The sequence below is a fragment of the Clostridium sp. CAG:221 genome (assembly GCA_000435835.1).
Classification (GTDB): domain Bacteria; phylum Bacillota; class Clostridia; order Clostridiales; family Clostridiaceae; genus Clostridium.
This window is the reverse complement of sequence record FR883416.1, coordinates 16,500-32,689: the sequence shown is the minus strand read 5'-3', so window position 1 is coordinate 32,689 and position 16,190 is coordinate 16,500. Positions and strand designations below refer to the sequence as shown.

The 16,190-nt window shown below is 30.2% G+C and carries 16 protein-coding genes; all 16 read left to right on the top strand.

The window, feature by feature from the left end; translation table 11 throughout:
- The first annotated feature begins 191 nt into the window (after positions 1–191).
- Positions 192–758 carry a Maf-like protein gene (locus Q5O44_RS11245; RefSeq protein ID WP_022168523.1) on the top strand — a complete coding sequence of 189 codons (567 nt, stop codon included), beginning with the start codon at positions 192–194 and terminating at the stop codon, positions 756–758.
- A gap of 68 nt (positions 759–826) precedes the next feature.
- Complete coding sequence (radC, locus tag Q5O44_RS11240) at positions 827–1,513, top strand: DNA repair protein RadC (protein WP_022168522.1); 687 nt, start codon at positions 827–829, stop codon at positions 1,511–1,513.
- Positions 1,514–1,540: 27 nt separating this feature from the next.
- Positions 1,541–2,560 carry a rod shape-determining protein gene (locus Q5O44_RS11235; RefSeq protein WP_291661488.1) on the top strand — a complete coding sequence of 340 codons (1,020 nt, stop codon included), beginning with the start codon at positions 1,541–1,543 and terminating at the stop codon, positions 2,558–2,560.
- A complete protein-coding gene (gene mreC, locus Q5O44_RS11230; protein WP_022168520.1) occupies positions 2,560–3,408 on the top strand; it encodes a rod shape-determining protein MreC in 849 nt (282 codons plus the stop codon). Before Q5O44_RS11235 ends, mreC begins: the two co-directional genes overlap by 1 nt.
- Positions 3,409–3,419: 11 nt before the next feature.
- Positions 3,420–3,911: a rod shape-determining protein MreD gene (gene mreD, locus Q5O44_RS11225; protein WP_022168519.1), complete on the top strand. Its 492-nt coding sequence runs from the start codon at positions 3,420–3,422 to the stop codon at positions 3,909–3,911.
- On the top strand, positions 3,908–6,883 hold the full coding sequence (locus Q5O44_RS11220) for a penicillin-binding transpeptidase domain-containing protein (protein ID WP_022168518.1): 2,976 nt from the start codon (positions 3,908–3,910) through the stop codon (positions 6,881–6,883). Before mreD ends, Q5O44_RS11220 begins: the two co-directional genes overlap by 4 nt.
- A 200-nt stretch (positions 6,884–7,083) precedes the next feature.
- Positions 7,084–7,728, top strand: a complete 645-nt coding sequence (gene minC / locus Q5O44_RS11215; protein WP_022168517.1) for a septum site-determining protein MinC — start codon at positions 7,084–7,086, stop codon at positions 7,726–7,728.
- 16 nt (positions 7,729–7,744) lie between these two features.
- Complete coding sequence (minD, locus tag Q5O44_RS11210; RefSeq protein WP_022168516.1) at positions 7,745–8,542, top strand: septum site-determining protein MinD; 798 nt, start codon at positions 7,745–7,747, stop codon at positions 8,540–8,542.
- A gap of 12 nt (positions 8,543–8,554) precedes the next feature.
- Positions 8,555–8,827: a cell division topological specificity factor MinE gene (gene minE / locus Q5O44_RS11205; protein ID WP_022168515.1), complete on the top strand. Its 273-nt coding sequence runs from the start codon at positions 8,555–8,557 to the stop codon at positions 8,825–8,827.
- Positions 8,828–8,981: 154 nt separating this feature from the next.
- Complete coding sequence (gene rodA / locus Q5O44_RS11200) at positions 8,982–10,115, top strand: rod shape-determining protein RodA (RefSeq protein ID WP_022168514.1); 1,134 nt, start codon at positions 8,982–8,984, stop codon at positions 10,113–10,115.
- Between the two features lie 144 nt (positions 10,116–10,259).
- Entirely contained in the window at positions 10,260–10,643 is a 384-nt protein-coding gene (locus tag Q5O44_RS11195) for a hypothetical protein (RefSeq protein ID WP_022168513.1), read from the top strand.
- Position 10,644: 1 nt separating this feature from the next.
- A complete protein-coding gene (locus Q5O44_RS11190) occupies positions 10,645–11,568 on the top strand; it encodes a site-2 protease family protein (protein ID WP_022168512.1) in 924 nt (307 codons plus the stop codon).
- A 353-nt stretch (positions 11,569–11,921) separates the two neighbouring features.
- Positions 11,922–13,775, top strand: coding sequence for a TIGR03960 family B12-binding radical SAM protein (locus Q5O44_RS11185; protein WP_022168511.1), 1,854 nt, complete (start codon positions 11,922–11,924; stop codon positions 13,773–13,775).
- Positions 13,759–14,460: a TIGR03936 family radical SAM-associated protein gene (locus tag Q5O44_RS11180; protein WP_022168510.1), complete on the top strand. Its 702-nt coding sequence runs from the start codon at positions 13,759–13,761 to the stop codon at positions 14,458–14,460. The genes Q5O44_RS11185 and Q5O44_RS11180 overlap by 17 nt, the downstream gene beginning before the upstream one ends.
- Before the next feature lie 11 nt (positions 14,461–14,471).
- Positions 14,472–15,914 (top strand): Rne/Rng family ribonuclease, encoded by a 1,443-nt coding sequence (locus tag Q5O44_RS11175; protein WP_022168509.1) that lies wholly within the window; start codon positions 14,472–14,474, stop codon positions 15,912–15,914.
- Positions 15,915–16,045: 131 nt separating this feature from the next.
- The coding region (rplU, locus tag Q5O44_RS11170) for a 50S ribosomal protein L21 (protein ID WP_302637900.1) at positions 16,046–16,190 on the top strand (145 nt) is incomplete at its 3' end.

Here is a 16,190-nt window from a genome sequence, read left to right as displayed (position 1 = left end):
ATAAAAATTTCTATATAAAGAGGAAAATGCTTGTTTGAACACATATAAAGTGATAAAATATAAAAGAAAATTTAAGGGGTAATAACAAGCGTTGGACTCTTTTTTATTTTGCAAAAAAACTTATTTTTACTTTAGTGATTAAAATAAGTTTAAATATGGAAAAATAATCAATAAATATAGGATGTGAAGTTATGAAATATATTTTGGCATCCGCTTCTGAAAGAAGACAGGAACTATTAAAGAGAATAGTAGACGATTTTGACATTATAATAAGCAACTTTGATGAAGACGCAATTAAATTTAATGGCAATGTAGAAGAATACGTAATTAAAATAGCTGAAGGAAAAGCTTTAGACGTATTATCAAGAGTAAGTGAAGAGTGTATCATCATTGCAGCTGATACCATAGTTGTAAATGGCGATAAAATATTAGGAAAACCAAAAGATGAAGAAGATGCATATAATATGCTTAATGAATTAAGTGGAAAGGTGCATAGAGTTTATTCAGCACTTGTTGTTATTAATAGTAAAACAAATAAAGTAAAAAAGGAATCTATTTTTACTGAAGTCAAGTTTAAGGATTTGACTAATGAAGAAATATTGAAGTACATATCTACAAAAGAACCGCTTGATAAGGCGGGAGCATATGGAATCCAAGGATTTGGTGGAGTTTTTGTTGAAAGAATTAATGGTTGTTATTACAATGTTGTGGGACTTCCATTAAATTTATTAAATAATATTTTAGAAGAAATTAAATAGTGTTTGTATAATGGCGATGGGGGAAATTATCTATAAAATAAATACTTAACTAATTAAGGAGAGGTTTTATGGGTAATATAAAAATAAGTGACTTGCCATTAAGCCAGCGACCTATGGAAAAGTTACTTAAATATGGCGCTGATAGCTTAGGTAACGAGGAGCTTTTAGCTATATTATTGCGAACTGGAACTAAAGGCGAAAATGTTATTGAGTTAAGTACTAGATTGATATCAAATTTAGGCGGACTGGATAAAATATTGGATGCAAGCTATGAAGAAATAAAAAAAATCAAAGGTATTAAGAATGTTAAAGCATGTCAAGTGATGGCATTGAGTGAACTATTTAGAAGGTTTAAGACTTTAAGAGCTCAAAATGATTTATTTAAAGTCACAAGACCAAGTGAAATAGCAGAATTACTTATGAATGAAATGAATGTTTTAAAGCAGGAAACACTAAAGTTAATATTATTGGATACAAAAAATAATATTATAAGAACTAAGGATGTTTTTACAGGAACTTTAAATTCATCTTTGATTCATCCAAGAGAAATTTTTAGAGAAGCTGTTAAATTTGGTAGTGCAAACATAATTATTTCTCATAATCATCCATCTGGTAATCCAGAGCCTAGCAAAGAAGATATTAATGTTAGTGTTAGGATAAAAGAGTGCGGCGAAATTATGGGAATTAATCTTTTAGATCATATTATTATTGGTAGAAATAATTATACTAGTTTAAAAGAAAAAGGAATTATTTAAATATTGAAGATTGAAAGGGGAATTCAAATGGGATTTTTCAGTAGTAATAGAGATATGGGAATAGATTTAGGAACAGCAAATACTTTAGTATTTGTAAAAGGTAAGGGGATAGTATTAAGCGAACCTTCAGTTGTAGCTATTAACAGTAACACTAAAAGACCATTAGCAGTTGGTACAGAAGCTAAGCTTATGATAGGTAGAACACCAGGAAATATCGTAGCAATAAGACCTTTAAAAGATGGAGTTATAGCTGATTTTGATGTTGCTCAAACAATGATAAAGAAGCTTATTGATAAAGTTGCAAGCAAAAGTGCATTCACTAGCCCAAGAATAATAGTTTGTTACCCATCAGGTGTAACTGAAGTTGAAAGAAGAGCTATCGAAGAAGCAACTAGAAATGCTGGAGCAAGAGAAGTTGTATTAATGGAGGAACCAATGGCTGCAGCTATAGGTGCAGGATTACCAGTAGGTGAACCAACAGGAAGCATGATAGTAGACATCGGTGGAGGTACTACAGAAGTTGCAATTATTTCTTTAGGTGGAATAGTAACAAGCAAATCATTAAGAGTTGCTGGTGATGAATTAGATCAATCAATCATTGCTTATGTTAAGAAGGAATTTAACTTAATGATAGGTGAAAGAACTGCTGAAGATATTAAAATGCAATTAGGTTCAGCATATAAGATAGATGATGAAAATGAATCATTAGAAATTAAAGGTCGTGATATGATTACTGGACTTCCAAAGGTAGTTACTATTACTGAAGAACAAGTAAGAGAAGCTTTAAAAGAGCCAGTATATGCAATCATAGAATCAATTAAAACTACATTAGAAAAGACACCACCAGAACTTGCAGCAGATATAATTGAAAAAGGAATAATGCTAGCAGGCGGTGGAGCTTTATTAAAGGGATTAGATCAATTAATTAACGCTGAAACTAACATGCCAGTACACATAGCTGAATCACCACTTGATTGTGTTGTTTTAGGAGCTGGTAAGGCACTAGAAAATTTTGATCAATTAAGCAAAACTCAAAGAGGTCAATAATGAAACCTTTTAAAAATAAACTGGCAGTAACTATAGTTTTACTGTCAGTTGCCTTTTGTGGCATGATTATATATAGCCTGCAAAGTGATGCAAATGGTATATCTAGTAGTGTTAGTACAGTAGTTAGTCCCTTACAGAAAATAGTTTATAATATAAATAGCAGAGTAAAAGAAACAGTAGATTTCTTTTTAAATTTCTCTGAGGTTAAATTAGAAAATGAACAGTTAAAACAAAAGAATGCAGAGCTTGCAAATGAATTAATTGAATATGAATCATTAAAAGATGAAGTGGAACGTTTAAGAGAAGCTTTAAATTTTACTGAATCTAGGAGCAATTATAATTATGTAGGGGTAAATATAATTGGATATAGCGGAAGTTCTTTATCAGATGGATACATAATAGATAAAGGCAGTAATGATGGAATAGCTAAAAATATGGTAGTGGTAAGTTATAAAGGCTTAGTAGGAAAAGTAACAAAAGTATCTAGTAACTTTGCTGTAGTTCAAAGTATCCTAAATGAAAATATTGCTGTTGCTGTAATGGATCAGCAGACAAGAGACGCTACTGGAGTGCTTCAAGGATTAAGTGATAAGAAAGACACTAATATGACTGTAGTGTATAACCTTCCAATAGACTCAGATGTTAAAGAGGGCGATATTATTATAACATCAGGGCTTGGTAAGATTTATCCAAAGGAGATACCAGTAGGTACTGTAGTATCAGTGCAAGAAGATAATGTTAAAGTTATGAAAAGTGCAGTAGTTGAACCTTTTGTTAATTTTAATAAATTAGAAGAATTATTTGTAGTAATTCCTAATAGCAATATTGATGAAATTGAATATGATTAGGAGGAAAATATATGAAGAAGATAGTTGTAATACTTATTTCAATTTTCCTTTTAGTCTTAGATAATTCATTATTACCTAACTATCCAATAATGGGTAGCTATCCAAGCCTTTTGTTTATTTTTGCAATAGCTTATTCAATAATATATGGAAAAAATGAAGCGATTTTTATGGGGGTAATTAGTGGAATACTTCAGGATATATATTTTGTCAAAGGATTTGGCATTAATTCTTTAAGTAATCTATTATTATGCTTTTTAGCGGCAAAAATAGGAGAGAACATTTTAAAAGAAAACAAGATAGTTCCAGTTTTATCTACATTCATATTATCCATAATAAAGGGTGTTTTTGTAGCTATAATGTTAAGGTTATTTGATCAAAGTGTAAATTATAGTGCCGCTATTTTAGCAGCATTTTATAACTCTATTATTATGATAATTGTTTATAATATAGTTTTAGCTACTTGTGATAAATATATGGATAATGATAGATGGAGGTTTAAATGATAGTTAATAAACCAAAAAAGAAAAAGACCATATCAAGATATGCAGTGTTATATATAATTATGGCAGTGATATTTGGAACAATATTCTGTAAGCTTTTATATCTTCAAGTATATAAATACGATGAATACAAAGAGAAGGCAGATACAAGTTCCACAAAGTTTATATCAGAAAGTGCTCCAAGAGGGCTAATATACGATAGTGAAGGAAATGTTTTAGCCACTAGTGAGCAGACTTATGTACTTACTTATATGCAAACTACTGAATCTGCTAATGCAATATTTAGTACCTTAAATAAAGTTTTTAAAGTGCTTAGTGAAAATGGAGAAAATTTTGAAGATAACCTTCTTTTAAAGGTTAATTCAGATGGGCAATTTTATTTTGCCTTCAAAAGTGATGATAGTGATGTAAAAGAAGCTACAGAACTTCTGTTTAAAAGTGATAGAGGTTTAAAAGATGAAGTAATAGAGGAATTGTATAAGGACCATGATGGTGACTTTACTGATGAACAACTTGCCAATATAAATGCAAAATTATTAGAAATAACACCAGAAGATACTTTTTATTATTTAGTAGAGTTATACGGAATGTATAAGATGCTTCTGCCAGAAGATTACACCAAAGAAGAATATGATGCCATTGTGGCTAAATATAAAGATGTTGATGGAAAGACCATCACAAAAGATTTATTAGAGAAATATTCATTAGAAGATATAAGAAAATATATGGTAGTTAAAGATGCCATAAATATTCAAAGTTATCAAGGATATAAATCAGTTACAATAGCAAATGATATTACCAAGGATACTGCTTTTATATTCTATCAAATGTTAAATGAGCTTCCAGGAATAGATGTTGACTTAGAACCAGTTAGATATTATCCATATGGATCATTAGCTTCATCAATACTTGGATATGTTTCTTCAATAACAAGTACTGAAGAAGAAATATATGAACTTAAGGGATATGATGTATCCACAGATTTAGTGGGAGCAGCTGGAATTGAAGCTGCTTTTGAAGAACAGCTTAAAGGAAAAGATGGAGGAACTACTGTAAAAGTTAATTCAGAAGGTAGAACTACAGAAGAACTATTTAAGCTTGAATCTTATGCAGGAAACAATATTCAGCTTACCATTGATAAGGATGTACAATATGCTGCTGAACAGGCACTGAAAGATACCTTAGCTCGTGTTGATGCCACTGTAACTAATAAAGATTATGGTAATGGTAGGTCTAATGCTACTAGAGGTTCAGTGGTGGCCATTGAAGTTGGCACAGGAAGAGTACTTGCTATGGCAAGCTATCCAACATACGATCCCAATGATTTTGCAACAGGACAATTAAGTGATGAATTATATGCACAATATTTTTCACCAGATTACGAAGCATTTGCTGCACAGCATATAGCGAAAACTGGAGCAACATCAACAATTGATGAACTATTCCCTTTAAATGAAGATGGAACAAGGGAAGACACATATGACTTATATCCAAAGGCAATGTTTAATTACTCAACACAAGCCCTTCTTCCTCCAGGATCTGTATTCAAGCCTTTAACAGCTATTGCTGGGTTAATGGAGGGAGTAATAACTACTAGTTCAACGGTAAATGATACAGGAGTATGGCAAGTTGGAAACCTTACTCAATACAACTTCCAGAAGACAGGTAATGGTATTATTTCAGTAAGAGAAGCCTTAATGCATTCATCAAACTTCTTCTTCCATAATGTGGGGTATGAATTATATCTTAAAAATGGAGGAAATTCTTCTGATGAAGAAACTAGAGTAGCAGCATTAGATAGTATTGCTCATTATGCGTATAAATTTGGACTTGGAGTTACTGAGGGTGGAAATGCATCTACAGGAATAGAAATAGAAGAAAACTTCGGTCAGACATATAATTTTAAATCATGGAAAAATAGAATACTTGATACACCTATGTATACATTAGTAGATAGCCTTAAAGCTGGAAACTATAATGGAATGTTCTATTATGCACCATTAAATATTTCAAAAAATGATACTGATAGTGAAGCTTTAGCTACTGCAAAATCAAATTTAAAAGAACAAATCAATAAGGCTTTAGAACTAGTGGGGACAGATGCACAACTTACAAGTGCTGATGAATTTGCTAGCCAATTAATAAGTTATATAAAATCTATAATGGAACTTTCAGATGAATATAAAGCATCTTTAGAAAGTTATAATAGTAGTAGAAGTAGCAAAACTAGTATTGATGAACAAGCAGATATAATAGCAAATGCTATAGCACAATACACTATAAGTGATATGAGTACTCAAATAGATACTTATGCAGAAATAGTTAAAGATGCTATAGGTCAAAGTATGAATGCCTTTACGCCATTACAATTAGCAAATTATGTTGCTACTTTAGCAAGTGGTGGAACAAGATATAAGGTAATGCTTGTGGATAAAATTACTTCACCAAATGGAGAAGTAATTGAAGAATTTGAACCAGAAGTAGTTGATACATTAGATATACCTAGTGGATATTTACAAGCTGTAAAAGAAGGTATGAGGATGGTTAATACTTATAGCGGTAATGGTACAGCATATAATAGTTTTAATTCATTCCCAATTGCCGTATGTGGTAAGACAGGTACAGCGGATTTTGGTAGTGAAGAAAACTATACAGTCATAGGAAGAAGACCATATGGTAACTATATTAGTTTTGCACCAATGGATAATCCGCAAATTGCCATTTTCTCAACTTTATATGATGGTAATAAAGGTAGTGAAGGGGCAAGTATTCATTTAGCCATATATGAAGCATTCTTTAAGGAATTATTAGAAACTAATTATTCAGCTTATACTAAAAGTTCAGGAAGCTATCAAAAATATGTAGCCAATGGGCTAGATGATAATAAGGAAAATGCAGAAGAAAGTAGCAATACTCAATCAGCAGGAGAAAACAACAATCCTGAGGAAAGCAATGCAACTGAAAATGAACAATAATTTATATAGAGTTATCAAATTTTTGATAACTCTATTATTTTTTTGAAAAAATAGTCGATAATAAGAAATAGAGTAAAGATAAAGTAAAAAACTATGTTAAAGTTAGGGCTAATTATAAATATATAGGTTATTATGTTATTAAGTGTTGATATATGGTATAATTATAATAAAAAGTGTATGAAATTGGTGGAGGGTAACCAATGAAGGAAAATAGAATTGAAATAAAAGGTGATAAAGAAGGAATAAGTGTTATAGTTGATATAGATAAGTTTATAAATTTTGATGAAGTTATATCAGAAATTATAAACGTATTATCTATAGGGAAAGGGTTTTATAAAAATTCCATAATAAAGATTATAGCAAACCTAAAGAATGTATCAGATAGTGAAATAGCTAAGTTAAAAGATAAGCTATTTGAAGAAATACATATAAGGGATTGTATATTTGATGATACAAACAAAAGAAAAATTGAAGAAAATACACTTTTCACAGGAATATATGAGGGGAGAACCAAATTTATAAAAAGAACCATAAGAGGAGGCCAGTGTATTAATAGTAAAGGTAATATAGTTATTATTGGCGATATTAATAGTGGTGCAGAAGTATCCGCTGGTGGAAATATTATAGTACTTGGAAGTATAAGAGGACATGTCAGGGCAGGTGTTGGAGGCAATAGAAATGCAATAATAGCTGCTTTTATATTGCAGCCAGAGTTATTACAAATTGCTGATTTAATTACAATAGCTCCTGATGATGGAATTAAGCCTTCTTATCCTGAAGTGGCTAGGGTGAAGGATGAAATGATAATTGTTGAGCCATATTTACCAAATAAGTATATTTATTAATTTCGGAGGGATATAAATGGGAGTTTCTATAGTAATCACATCTGGAAAAGGTGGCGTAGGAAAAACTACAACAACAGCTAACATAGGAACAGCACTTGCTGCTATAGGTAAAAAAGTAGTTGTTGTTGATGGAGATACTGGTTTAAGAAATCTTGATGTTTTAATGGGATTAGAAAACAGAATAGTTTATACAATAATGGATGTTATTGAGAATAGATGTAGATTGAAGCAGGCACTTATTAAGGATAAAAGATATCCAAGTTTATTCTTACTTCCAACTGCTCAAACTAAAGATAAGGATGATATAAAATCAGAAGATATGTTATCTATAGTAAATGAATTAAAGGAAGAATTTGATTATGTTATTATTGATTCACCAGCAGGAATAGAGCAAGGTTTTGAAAATGCTGTTATTGGAGCTGATAGAGCTATAGTAGTGGTTAATCCTGAAATTACATCAGTGAGAGATGCTGATAGAGTAATCGGAAAGCTAGATGCTAAGGGATTAGAACAACATGAAGTAATTGTTAATAGATTAAATTATGAAATGACTAAAAGAGGAGATATGCTTGACGTATCTGATATTATAGAAACTTTATCAGTGAAACTTTTAGGTGTTGTACCAGATGATAAAAATATCACTGTTTCAACAAATAAGGGAGAACCAATAGTTTTAGATGAAAAATCTATTTCAGGAAAAGCATTTAGAAATATTGCAGAGAGAATTGTGGATGAAAATGTACCTTTATTAGAAATAAATGGAGAATCTAATGGTATATTTGCAAAATTAATGAAAATATTTAAAAAGAATTAGGAGGTAGAATTTATGGATTTGTTAAAAGTTTTTTCTAACAAGACAACGACTCCTAAGGATGTGGCAAAAGATAGGCTTAAATTAATACTTATTCACGATAGAGGAGATATAGACCCAGAAACTATTGATAAAATAAGAATGGAAATATTACAAGTACTATCAAAGTATATTGAAATTGAAGCTGATGATGTTGAAATAGCATTAAATAGAGCAGGCAGTAATGAAGAAGGAAATGGTCCAGCACTTGTAGCTAATATTCCTATAAAAAGTAAGCGTGGACGATAATTTTCATAGTATAGTAATTATTTAAGACAAAAATAAAGTTCTTTAAGTTTGATTCTTTGAAGAAAACTTAAAGAACTTTTATGTTTACATAAATTTCATAGAGAAAAATGGGCAATTATTATATAATAAGGTGATACATTATGGAGGTGAAAAAATGAAGTTAATACCAAGTTTCAAAATTGATTTTAAAAAGTTTAAAGAATTAGATAAATGGATGCTTTTTTCTATTATATGTATAGTTTCATTTGGTATTCTTAATATATATTTAGCGACTAAGGGAAACTATGGTATATTTTATCCTAAAAGACAATTGATATTTTTTATAGTTGCCTTAGTTGCTTTATATTTTGTCTTAGCATCAGACTATAATACTATTAAAGGATTTACAAATTTATTTTATGGAGGATCAATAGTATTATTAGTATTAGTTTTAGTTATAGGAAAAACGGTAAATGGTGCTCAAGGATGGATAGATTTGGGGGTAATATCATTACAGCCAGCAGAACTTGCTAAGGTTGCAACAATTATGATGATGGGACGAAAACTTGAGGAAATGGAAGGTAACATAAATACTGTGAAGAATTTCTTCATCTTAGCCATATATGCCATAATTCCAGCAGCACTTATTGTTATTCAACCAGATATGGGGATGACCATGGTACTGTTTTTCATGGTGTTAGGTGTTTATTTTATAGGAGGACTTGATAAAAGGGTAATACTTTATGGCCTTGGAGGAATGCTTTTAGCTGTAGTTTTACTATGGAATTCAGGCCTTATTCAAGATTATCAAAAAACTAGAATAACATCATTTATGAATCCTGATACAGATACTTCAGATTCAGGATATCACTTAAGACAATCTCTTATTGGGATAGGTTCAGGAGGCTTTTTTGGAGCTCACAATAGCTATAGTAATGATGGAACTGGTGGATTTGCTTCAGAGTATGTTCCTGAAGTTGAAACTGACTTCATCTTTGCTCAAATAGGAGAGCAATGGGGAACTGTCGGTGCCATAATACTATTAAGTCTTTATGGTCTTCTTATATCCAGAATGATAAATATCGCAAAGAATTCTAAGGATATATTTGGTAGGTGTGTCTCCGTTGGAATGGTGGCATATTTCTTATTTGCCATAACACAAAATATTGGAATGACCATAGGTCTTATGCCAATAACAGGAATAACTCTTCCGCTTGTAAGTTATGGAGGAAGTTCGCTGTTAACAACAATTCTTTCCTTAGGGATTGTTTTAAATATAGGAATGAGTAAAAAGAAAATATATTTCTAAATAAAGAAAAATAGCTATGGAAAATATTCATGGCTATTTTTTATGCAAATATTTTAAGTAGCAGATATTCTTATAAGCATTAAGAGAATAATTTATTGATAAGAAAAATATAATTAGTATTGAAGTGTTATTGTGAGGTTGTATATGGGAAGGTATGATTCAGAATATAGTAAATACTATAATTCTATAAGTAATAAATCAAAAGTCCAAGGGCCATATGGAAATATTAATAATGGTTATAAGAAAAAAAAGAAGAGGAATATTTTTAGGCAGTGTAGTGAATATTGCATATTCCAATGCATAGTAACATTTATAGTATTGGTAACTGTACTTGCAATGAAGTATTCAAAGGATACTAAAAGTGTAGAAGCTTTTAATGGATTTAAAGAAAATATAAGTGAAAGAAGTAGTTATTCTGAAATTATAGATGATATAAAACATGTAAAGATTAGTGACATAAAAAGTGGAGCAGCAAAATGTTTAAAATGGATAAGAGAGAATGTTAGTGAAGCACAAATAGAGAAATGATATGAAAATAAATAAAATATTTTTAAAAGGCTTCATAAAGGCAAAATGTAATTTGTTATATAGGTGGAATGTACTGGTTTTTGCAGAAATAATATTGATGTTCATCATACTTCATCTAGAACAAAGGCAAAGATTAGTAATATCTTTTATCTCAATACTTATACATGAATTTAGCCATATAATATTGGCAATGATGAAAGGCAGTAAATTTAATAATTTTCAAATGCATATATACGGTGCAAGAGTTGATTTGCTTGATGTTGATGAGCTTAATTATAAAGAAAAGCTACTTATATACATAGCTGGGCCATTAGCCAATATATGTATTGTGTTTATATTTATGCTAATAAATTATTATGTAAGCTTTGAGCTATATGAAAGTATTGTTACTATTAATATAGGATTAGCAATATTTAATTTGCTTCCAGCATATCCTTTAGATGGTGCAAGAATTTTAGAGATTATCTTATCTAGAAAGATGTTATATAAAGAAGCGCAGCTTAGAATAGCATGGATAAGCTATTTTATTGGAGGAGCATTCATTGTAATTTATCTTTATGGAGTATATAAATATAGATCTATTAATATAACTATGTTGCTAGTTGCTATTATTATCATTTATATAACTAGAACTGAAAAAAAGGCGGTTATGTATATTTTAATGGGAAATATTTATAAAAAAGTACGAAAGCTCATTAGAAACAACTATTTAGAAAATAGAGTTATTTCTGTGTATTATAAATTGGGACTTGTGGATTTAATGAAAATAGTGGATAAAAATAGGTTCAATATTTTTTATGTTCTAGATGATGATTTAAAAGTAAAATTTATTATTGCAGAAGATGAACTTATAGAAGCATTAAAGATTTATGGAAATATTACCTTAGAGGAATACTATGGCAAGAAAGAGAAGTTTAGTAATTAGTTTCATTTAATTTAATAATGTGCTAAAATGAAAAATAAAAAGAAGTAGCGTTGATACTTCTTTTTACTTTTGTTTAAATTTAAAATTATCAATAGCAGACACAGGAAAGAGAAATAATTTTATTTCCACTGATACATATAAAAACTTAATGATGAATGATGAGTGATGAATGATGAATTAATGATGAAACTCGAAGAGTTTCTAAAATATTATAATTTCTAAACTCTTTGAGTTTATTCCAAAATTCATCATTCATAATTCATAATTAAATTGCTTTTGTAATTTTAGTGAATGGGATAGTAAATAATGAATATTATATATAAACATTATTGCTAAAAAATAAGGAGGAACTTATGAATAAAATTAGTGACGATATTTTATGTAAAGTTGAGAAGCCATCAAGATATGTTGGTGGGGAGTTAAATCAAGTAATTAAAGATCCAAAAGATGTTGATATAAGATTTGCATTTTGTTTCCCAGATGTATATGAAGTTGGAATGTCTCACTTAGGAACTAGAATACTTTATCATACAATTAATTTAAGAGAAGATACATATTGTGAAAGAACTTTTGCACCATGGCCAGACATGGAAGAATTAATGAGAAAAAATAATATTCCATTATATACTTTAGAAACTAAAGACTCATTAGATAAATTCGATATATTAGGATTTACTCTTCAATATGAAATGAGTTATACAAACATATTAAATATGCTTGATATGTCTGGAATACCATTTAGAGCTTCTGAAAGAGGAGAAGATGATCCAATAATCATGGCCGGAGGACCTTGTGCATATAATCCAGAACCATTATGTGACATAGTAGATTTCTTCGAAATTGGTGAAGGTGAAGAAATGATGAATGATGTACTTGATGTTTATAAAAAGTACAAAGGTAAAGGTAAGAAGAAAGAATTCTTAAGAGAAATATCTAAGATAAGAGGTATATATGTACCTTCATTATATGACGTTTCTTATAATGAAGATGGAACTATAAAAGAATTCAAACCTAAGTATGAAGATGTACCAGCTAAGGTACAAAAGAGAATAGTAAATGACTATGATAAGGTAGATTTTCCAGTTGATATGATTGTACCTTACACTGAAATAGTTCATGATAGAGTAGTTCTTGAAACATTTAGAGGATGTACAAATGGATGTAGATTCTGTCAAGCTGGTATGATTTATAGACCAGTAAGAGAAAAGAAAAGAGATACGCTTATAAAACAAGCAAGAGATGCTATAAAGGCTACTGGATATCAAGAAATTTCATTATCTTCATTAAGTACATGTGATTATTCTGATATACAAAAGCTTATCACAGAATTAGTGGCTGAACATGAAGGAAATAAAGTTGGTATAGCTCTTCCATCAATAAGAGTTGATGCTTTCTCAGTTGACTTAATAAAAGAAATTCAAAAGGTTAGAAAGAGTGGCCTTACATTTGCTCCAGAAGCTGGTTCTCAAAGAATGAGAGATGTAATTAACAAGGGGTTAACAGAGGAAAGAATCCTAGAAGCTGCTAAGAGTGCTTTTGAATCAGGTTGGAGCACAATTAAGTTATACTTTATAATAGGACTTCCATATGAAACATTAGAAGATGCGGTAGGTATTGCTGAGCTTTCAGATAAGATGGCAGAAGTGTATTATAGCATACCAAAAGATCAAAGAGCTAAGGGATTAAAGATAACAGCAAGTTCATCAATATTAGTACCAAAGCCATTTACACCATTCCAATGGGCACCTATGGAAAGACCAGAAGTTGTAACTGAAAGAATAAAAGCTATAAAATATGCTATTAAGAGCAAGGCTGTAAGCTATAAATATCATCACCAAGATACATCTCTTATGGAAGCTGTATTTGCTAGAGGTGATAGAAGAACTTGTGCTGCTTTAATTAAAGCTTTTGAAAAGGGAGCTAAGTTTGATGGATGGTCAGAATACTTCAACATGGATATTTGGAACGAAGCAATGGCAGAATGTAATATAGACCCAGAGTTCTATGTATATAGAGAAAGAAGTTATGATGAAATATTACCATGGGACTTCATAGATATCGGAGTAAATAGAAAGTATCTTGAAAGAGAAAATGAAAAGGCAAAGGTTGCTGCAACTACAAGAAACTGTAGAGAAGGCTGTACAGGATGTGGAATCAATGTAAACTTTAAGGAAGGGAAGTGTTTCGAAGGTGCGATACTTAATTAAATTTTCTAAAGGTGAAGGAATAAAGTTTATTTCTCACTTGGACTTAATGAGAACTATTCAAAGAATAATAAGAAGATCAGGAGTTCCAATAGAATATTCTAAAGGGTTTAATCCTCATATGGCACTATCTTTAGCACAACCTCTTTCAGTAGGTGTTTATTCTGATGGAGAATATATGGATATAGTATTAACTGAAGAAATGAAGGTAGCTGATCTTTTAGCAAGATTAAATGAAGCTGCTCCACCAACAATAAGATTCTTTGAAGCTACACCAATTGAAATTGTAGAAAATGTTAAAAGAGTGCCACAAGCTATGGCACTTTTAGATGCAGGTAGATACATAATTAAATTAAAGTTAGTTAATGAAGAAAATGTTGAAGAAAAAATGGCTTCACTTTTAAATGAAAATGCTTGGGAAACTTTAAAGAAAAGCAAAAAAGGTGAGAAAATGGCAGATATTAAGCCATTAGTTAAAGAATTAAAGTATTGGGTTAAAGATGGCGAATTAGTTATCAATGCATTAATTGCTACAGGAAGTAGAGAAAACCTATCAGCTGACCTTTTAGCAAAATTTATAACAAGTAAAATAGAAAATGTAAATACAGAATCATTTGTTAATATAAAAAGAGAAGAAATGTACGTATTAAAAAATAATAAGTATGTACCATTATTTAAAGCTCTTTAGGATGTGTGTGTATGAGAGAAGTTTTTGTTGAAAGTAGAGAAAAGCAGATTAGGGTTGCTGTAAAACAAAATGGTGAACTTGTTCAATGCATAGTTGAAGAGGAAACATCAAAGCCACAGATAGGTGAGATTTATAAAGGAAGAATTAAAAACATAGTGCCTGCTATAAATTCTATTTTTATAGATATTGGTCTGGAAAAGGAAGCTTACATGTATTATAGTGATGAGCTTAAAAGAATGAATATAAAAAAAGGTCAGGATATCTTAATAGAAGTGTTGAAGGAGCCTTTAGGAGATAAAGGTGCTAAAGTAAGCCACAAGATATCTATAGCAGGAAAGAATCTAGTTTTAATCATGGGTGATGAAGGAGTAAGCGTATCTAAAAGAATTGAAGATGTAATGGAGAGGCAAAGGCTTACTACAATTATTAAACCTATTAAAGATGTTGGCATAGTATTAAGAACAGAATCTGTAAAGGCTACAGAAGAAGAACTTTTAAAAGAGCTTGCAAGCTTATTAGAAAAGAAAGATACTATGGAAAGAAAACTTAGATATTCAACTAACTTAGGAAAACTTCAAAGTAATACAACTTTAAAGAAGTTTTTTGAGGAAATGGAAAATGAAAAAACTAAGGTGTTCTTTGATAATGAAGAATATTTAAATAGTATCAGTGAAATACTAAAAGATAAGGATAATATACAGTTGTCTTTGTATTATGAGAAAAGAAGCTTATTTGATTTTTATGGCATTGAAAAGGAAATATTAAAATTACGACATAAAAAAGTTAATTTACCTTGTGGTGGGTATATAATCATTGATAAGACGGAAGCTATGTATGTTATTGATGTAAATAGTGGAAAAAATATAAAGGGCCGTGATTTTTCAAAGACTATATTCCAAACCAATTTAGAAGCAGCTAGGGAATGTGGAAGGCAAATAAAACTTAGAAATTTAAGTGGTATTATTTTAATTGACTTTATAGATTTAAGAGAAGAGTATCAAAAGCCTAAAATAATAGAAGAATTACGTAAGTCTTTAAAAGAAGATAAAGGAAATGTGAAGATATATCCTTTTACGGAACTTGGGCTTATACAGGTTTCAAGGAAAAGAAAAGGAAAATCAATTTATGAGTATTTAGAAGAACCATGCAAAGTGTGCAAAAGTAATGGATTTTTACTAAAAAGATCATATATTGAAAATCTTATTAGGAATGAAATTATTAAATGTTCTAGAGAAAATTCAATAAAAGATTTTTATATTGAGATAGATAAAAATTATGAACAAGATATTACTGGGGATTTATTTAATTTCATAAAAAATATTGAAGGATTAGATAAGGAAATTTATTTAAATTTTGCTTACGATATTGAAGGATATAAAATAGAGCCACTTATCTTTTCCAATCAAAAAGAGAATTACCAACATTACAAGATAAAAACTATCGAAAAAGTGTGATAAATTTCTTTACAAGATGTATAAATTTGTGATAGAATGTCACTTGTAGACCGCACGCAACAGGTTTTAAAAGAAACAAAGTTTAATCTTTGTACCTGCAGGGCGAGACCGTATTTAGAGGAGGTGTTTTAATGTACGCAGTAGTAGTAACAGGTGGAAAACAATTCAGAGTTCAAGAAGGAGACGTAATATTCGTTGAAAAATTAAACGCTGAAGTAGATTCTACAGTTGAATTAACAGAAGTTTTAGCTGTTTCTAACGGAGAAACTTTAAAAG

Excerpts from the sequence above, each read along its gene's own strand:
- Q5O44_RS11245 (WP_022168523.1), top strand. The coding sequence starts at position 192 with ATGAAATATATTTTGGCATCCGCTTCTGAAAGAAGACAGGAACTATTA.
- radC (WP_022168522.1), top strand. The coding sequence starts at position 827 with ATGGGTAATATAAAAATAAGTGACTTGCCATTAAGCCAGCGACCTATG.
- Q5O44_RS11235 (WP_291661488.1), top strand. The coding sequence starts at position 1,541 with ATGGGATTTTTCAGTAGTAATAGAGATATGGGAATAGATTTAGGAACA.
- mreC (WP_022168520.1), top strand. The coding sequence starts at position 2,560 with ATGAAACCTTTTAAAAATAAACTGGCAGTAACTATAGTTTTACTGTCA.
- mreD (WP_022168519.1), top strand. The coding sequence starts at position 3,420 with ATGAAGAAGATAGTTGTAATACTTATTTCAATTTTCCTTTTAGTCTTA.
- Q5O44_RS11220 (WP_022168518.1), top strand. The coding sequence starts at position 3,908 with ATGATAGTTAATAAACCAAAAAAGAAAAAGACCATATCAAGATATGCA.
- minC (WP_022168517.1), top strand. The coding sequence starts at position 7,084 with ATGAAGGAAAATAGAATTGAAATAAAAGGTGATAAAGAAGGAATAAGT.
- minD (WP_022168516.1), top strand. The coding sequence starts at position 7,745 with ATGGGAGTTTCTATAGTAATCACATCTGGAAAAGGTGGCGTAGGAAAA.
- minE (WP_022168515.1), top strand. The coding sequence starts at position 8,555 with ATGGATTTGTTAAAAGTTTTTTCTAACAAGACAACGACTCCTAAGGAT.
- rodA (WP_022168514.1), top strand. The coding sequence starts at position 8,982 with ATGAAGTTAATACCAAGTTTCAAAATTGATTTTAAAAAGTTTAAAGAA.
- Q5O44_RS11195 (WP_022168513.1), top strand. The coding sequence starts at position 10,260 with ATGGGAAGGTATGATTCAGAATATAGTAAATACTATAATTCTATAAGT.
- Q5O44_RS11190 (WP_022168512.1), top strand. The coding sequence starts at position 10,645 with ATGAAAATAAATAAAATATTTTTAAAAGGCTTCATAAAGGCAAAATGT.
- Q5O44_RS11185 (WP_022168511.1), top strand. The coding sequence starts at position 11,922 with ATGAATAAAATTAGTGACGATATTTTATGTAAAGTTGAGAAGCCATCA.
- Q5O44_RS11175 (WP_022168509.1), top strand. The coding sequence starts at position 14,472 with ATGAGAGAAGTTTTTGTTGAAAGTAGAGAAAAGCAGATTAGGGTTGCT.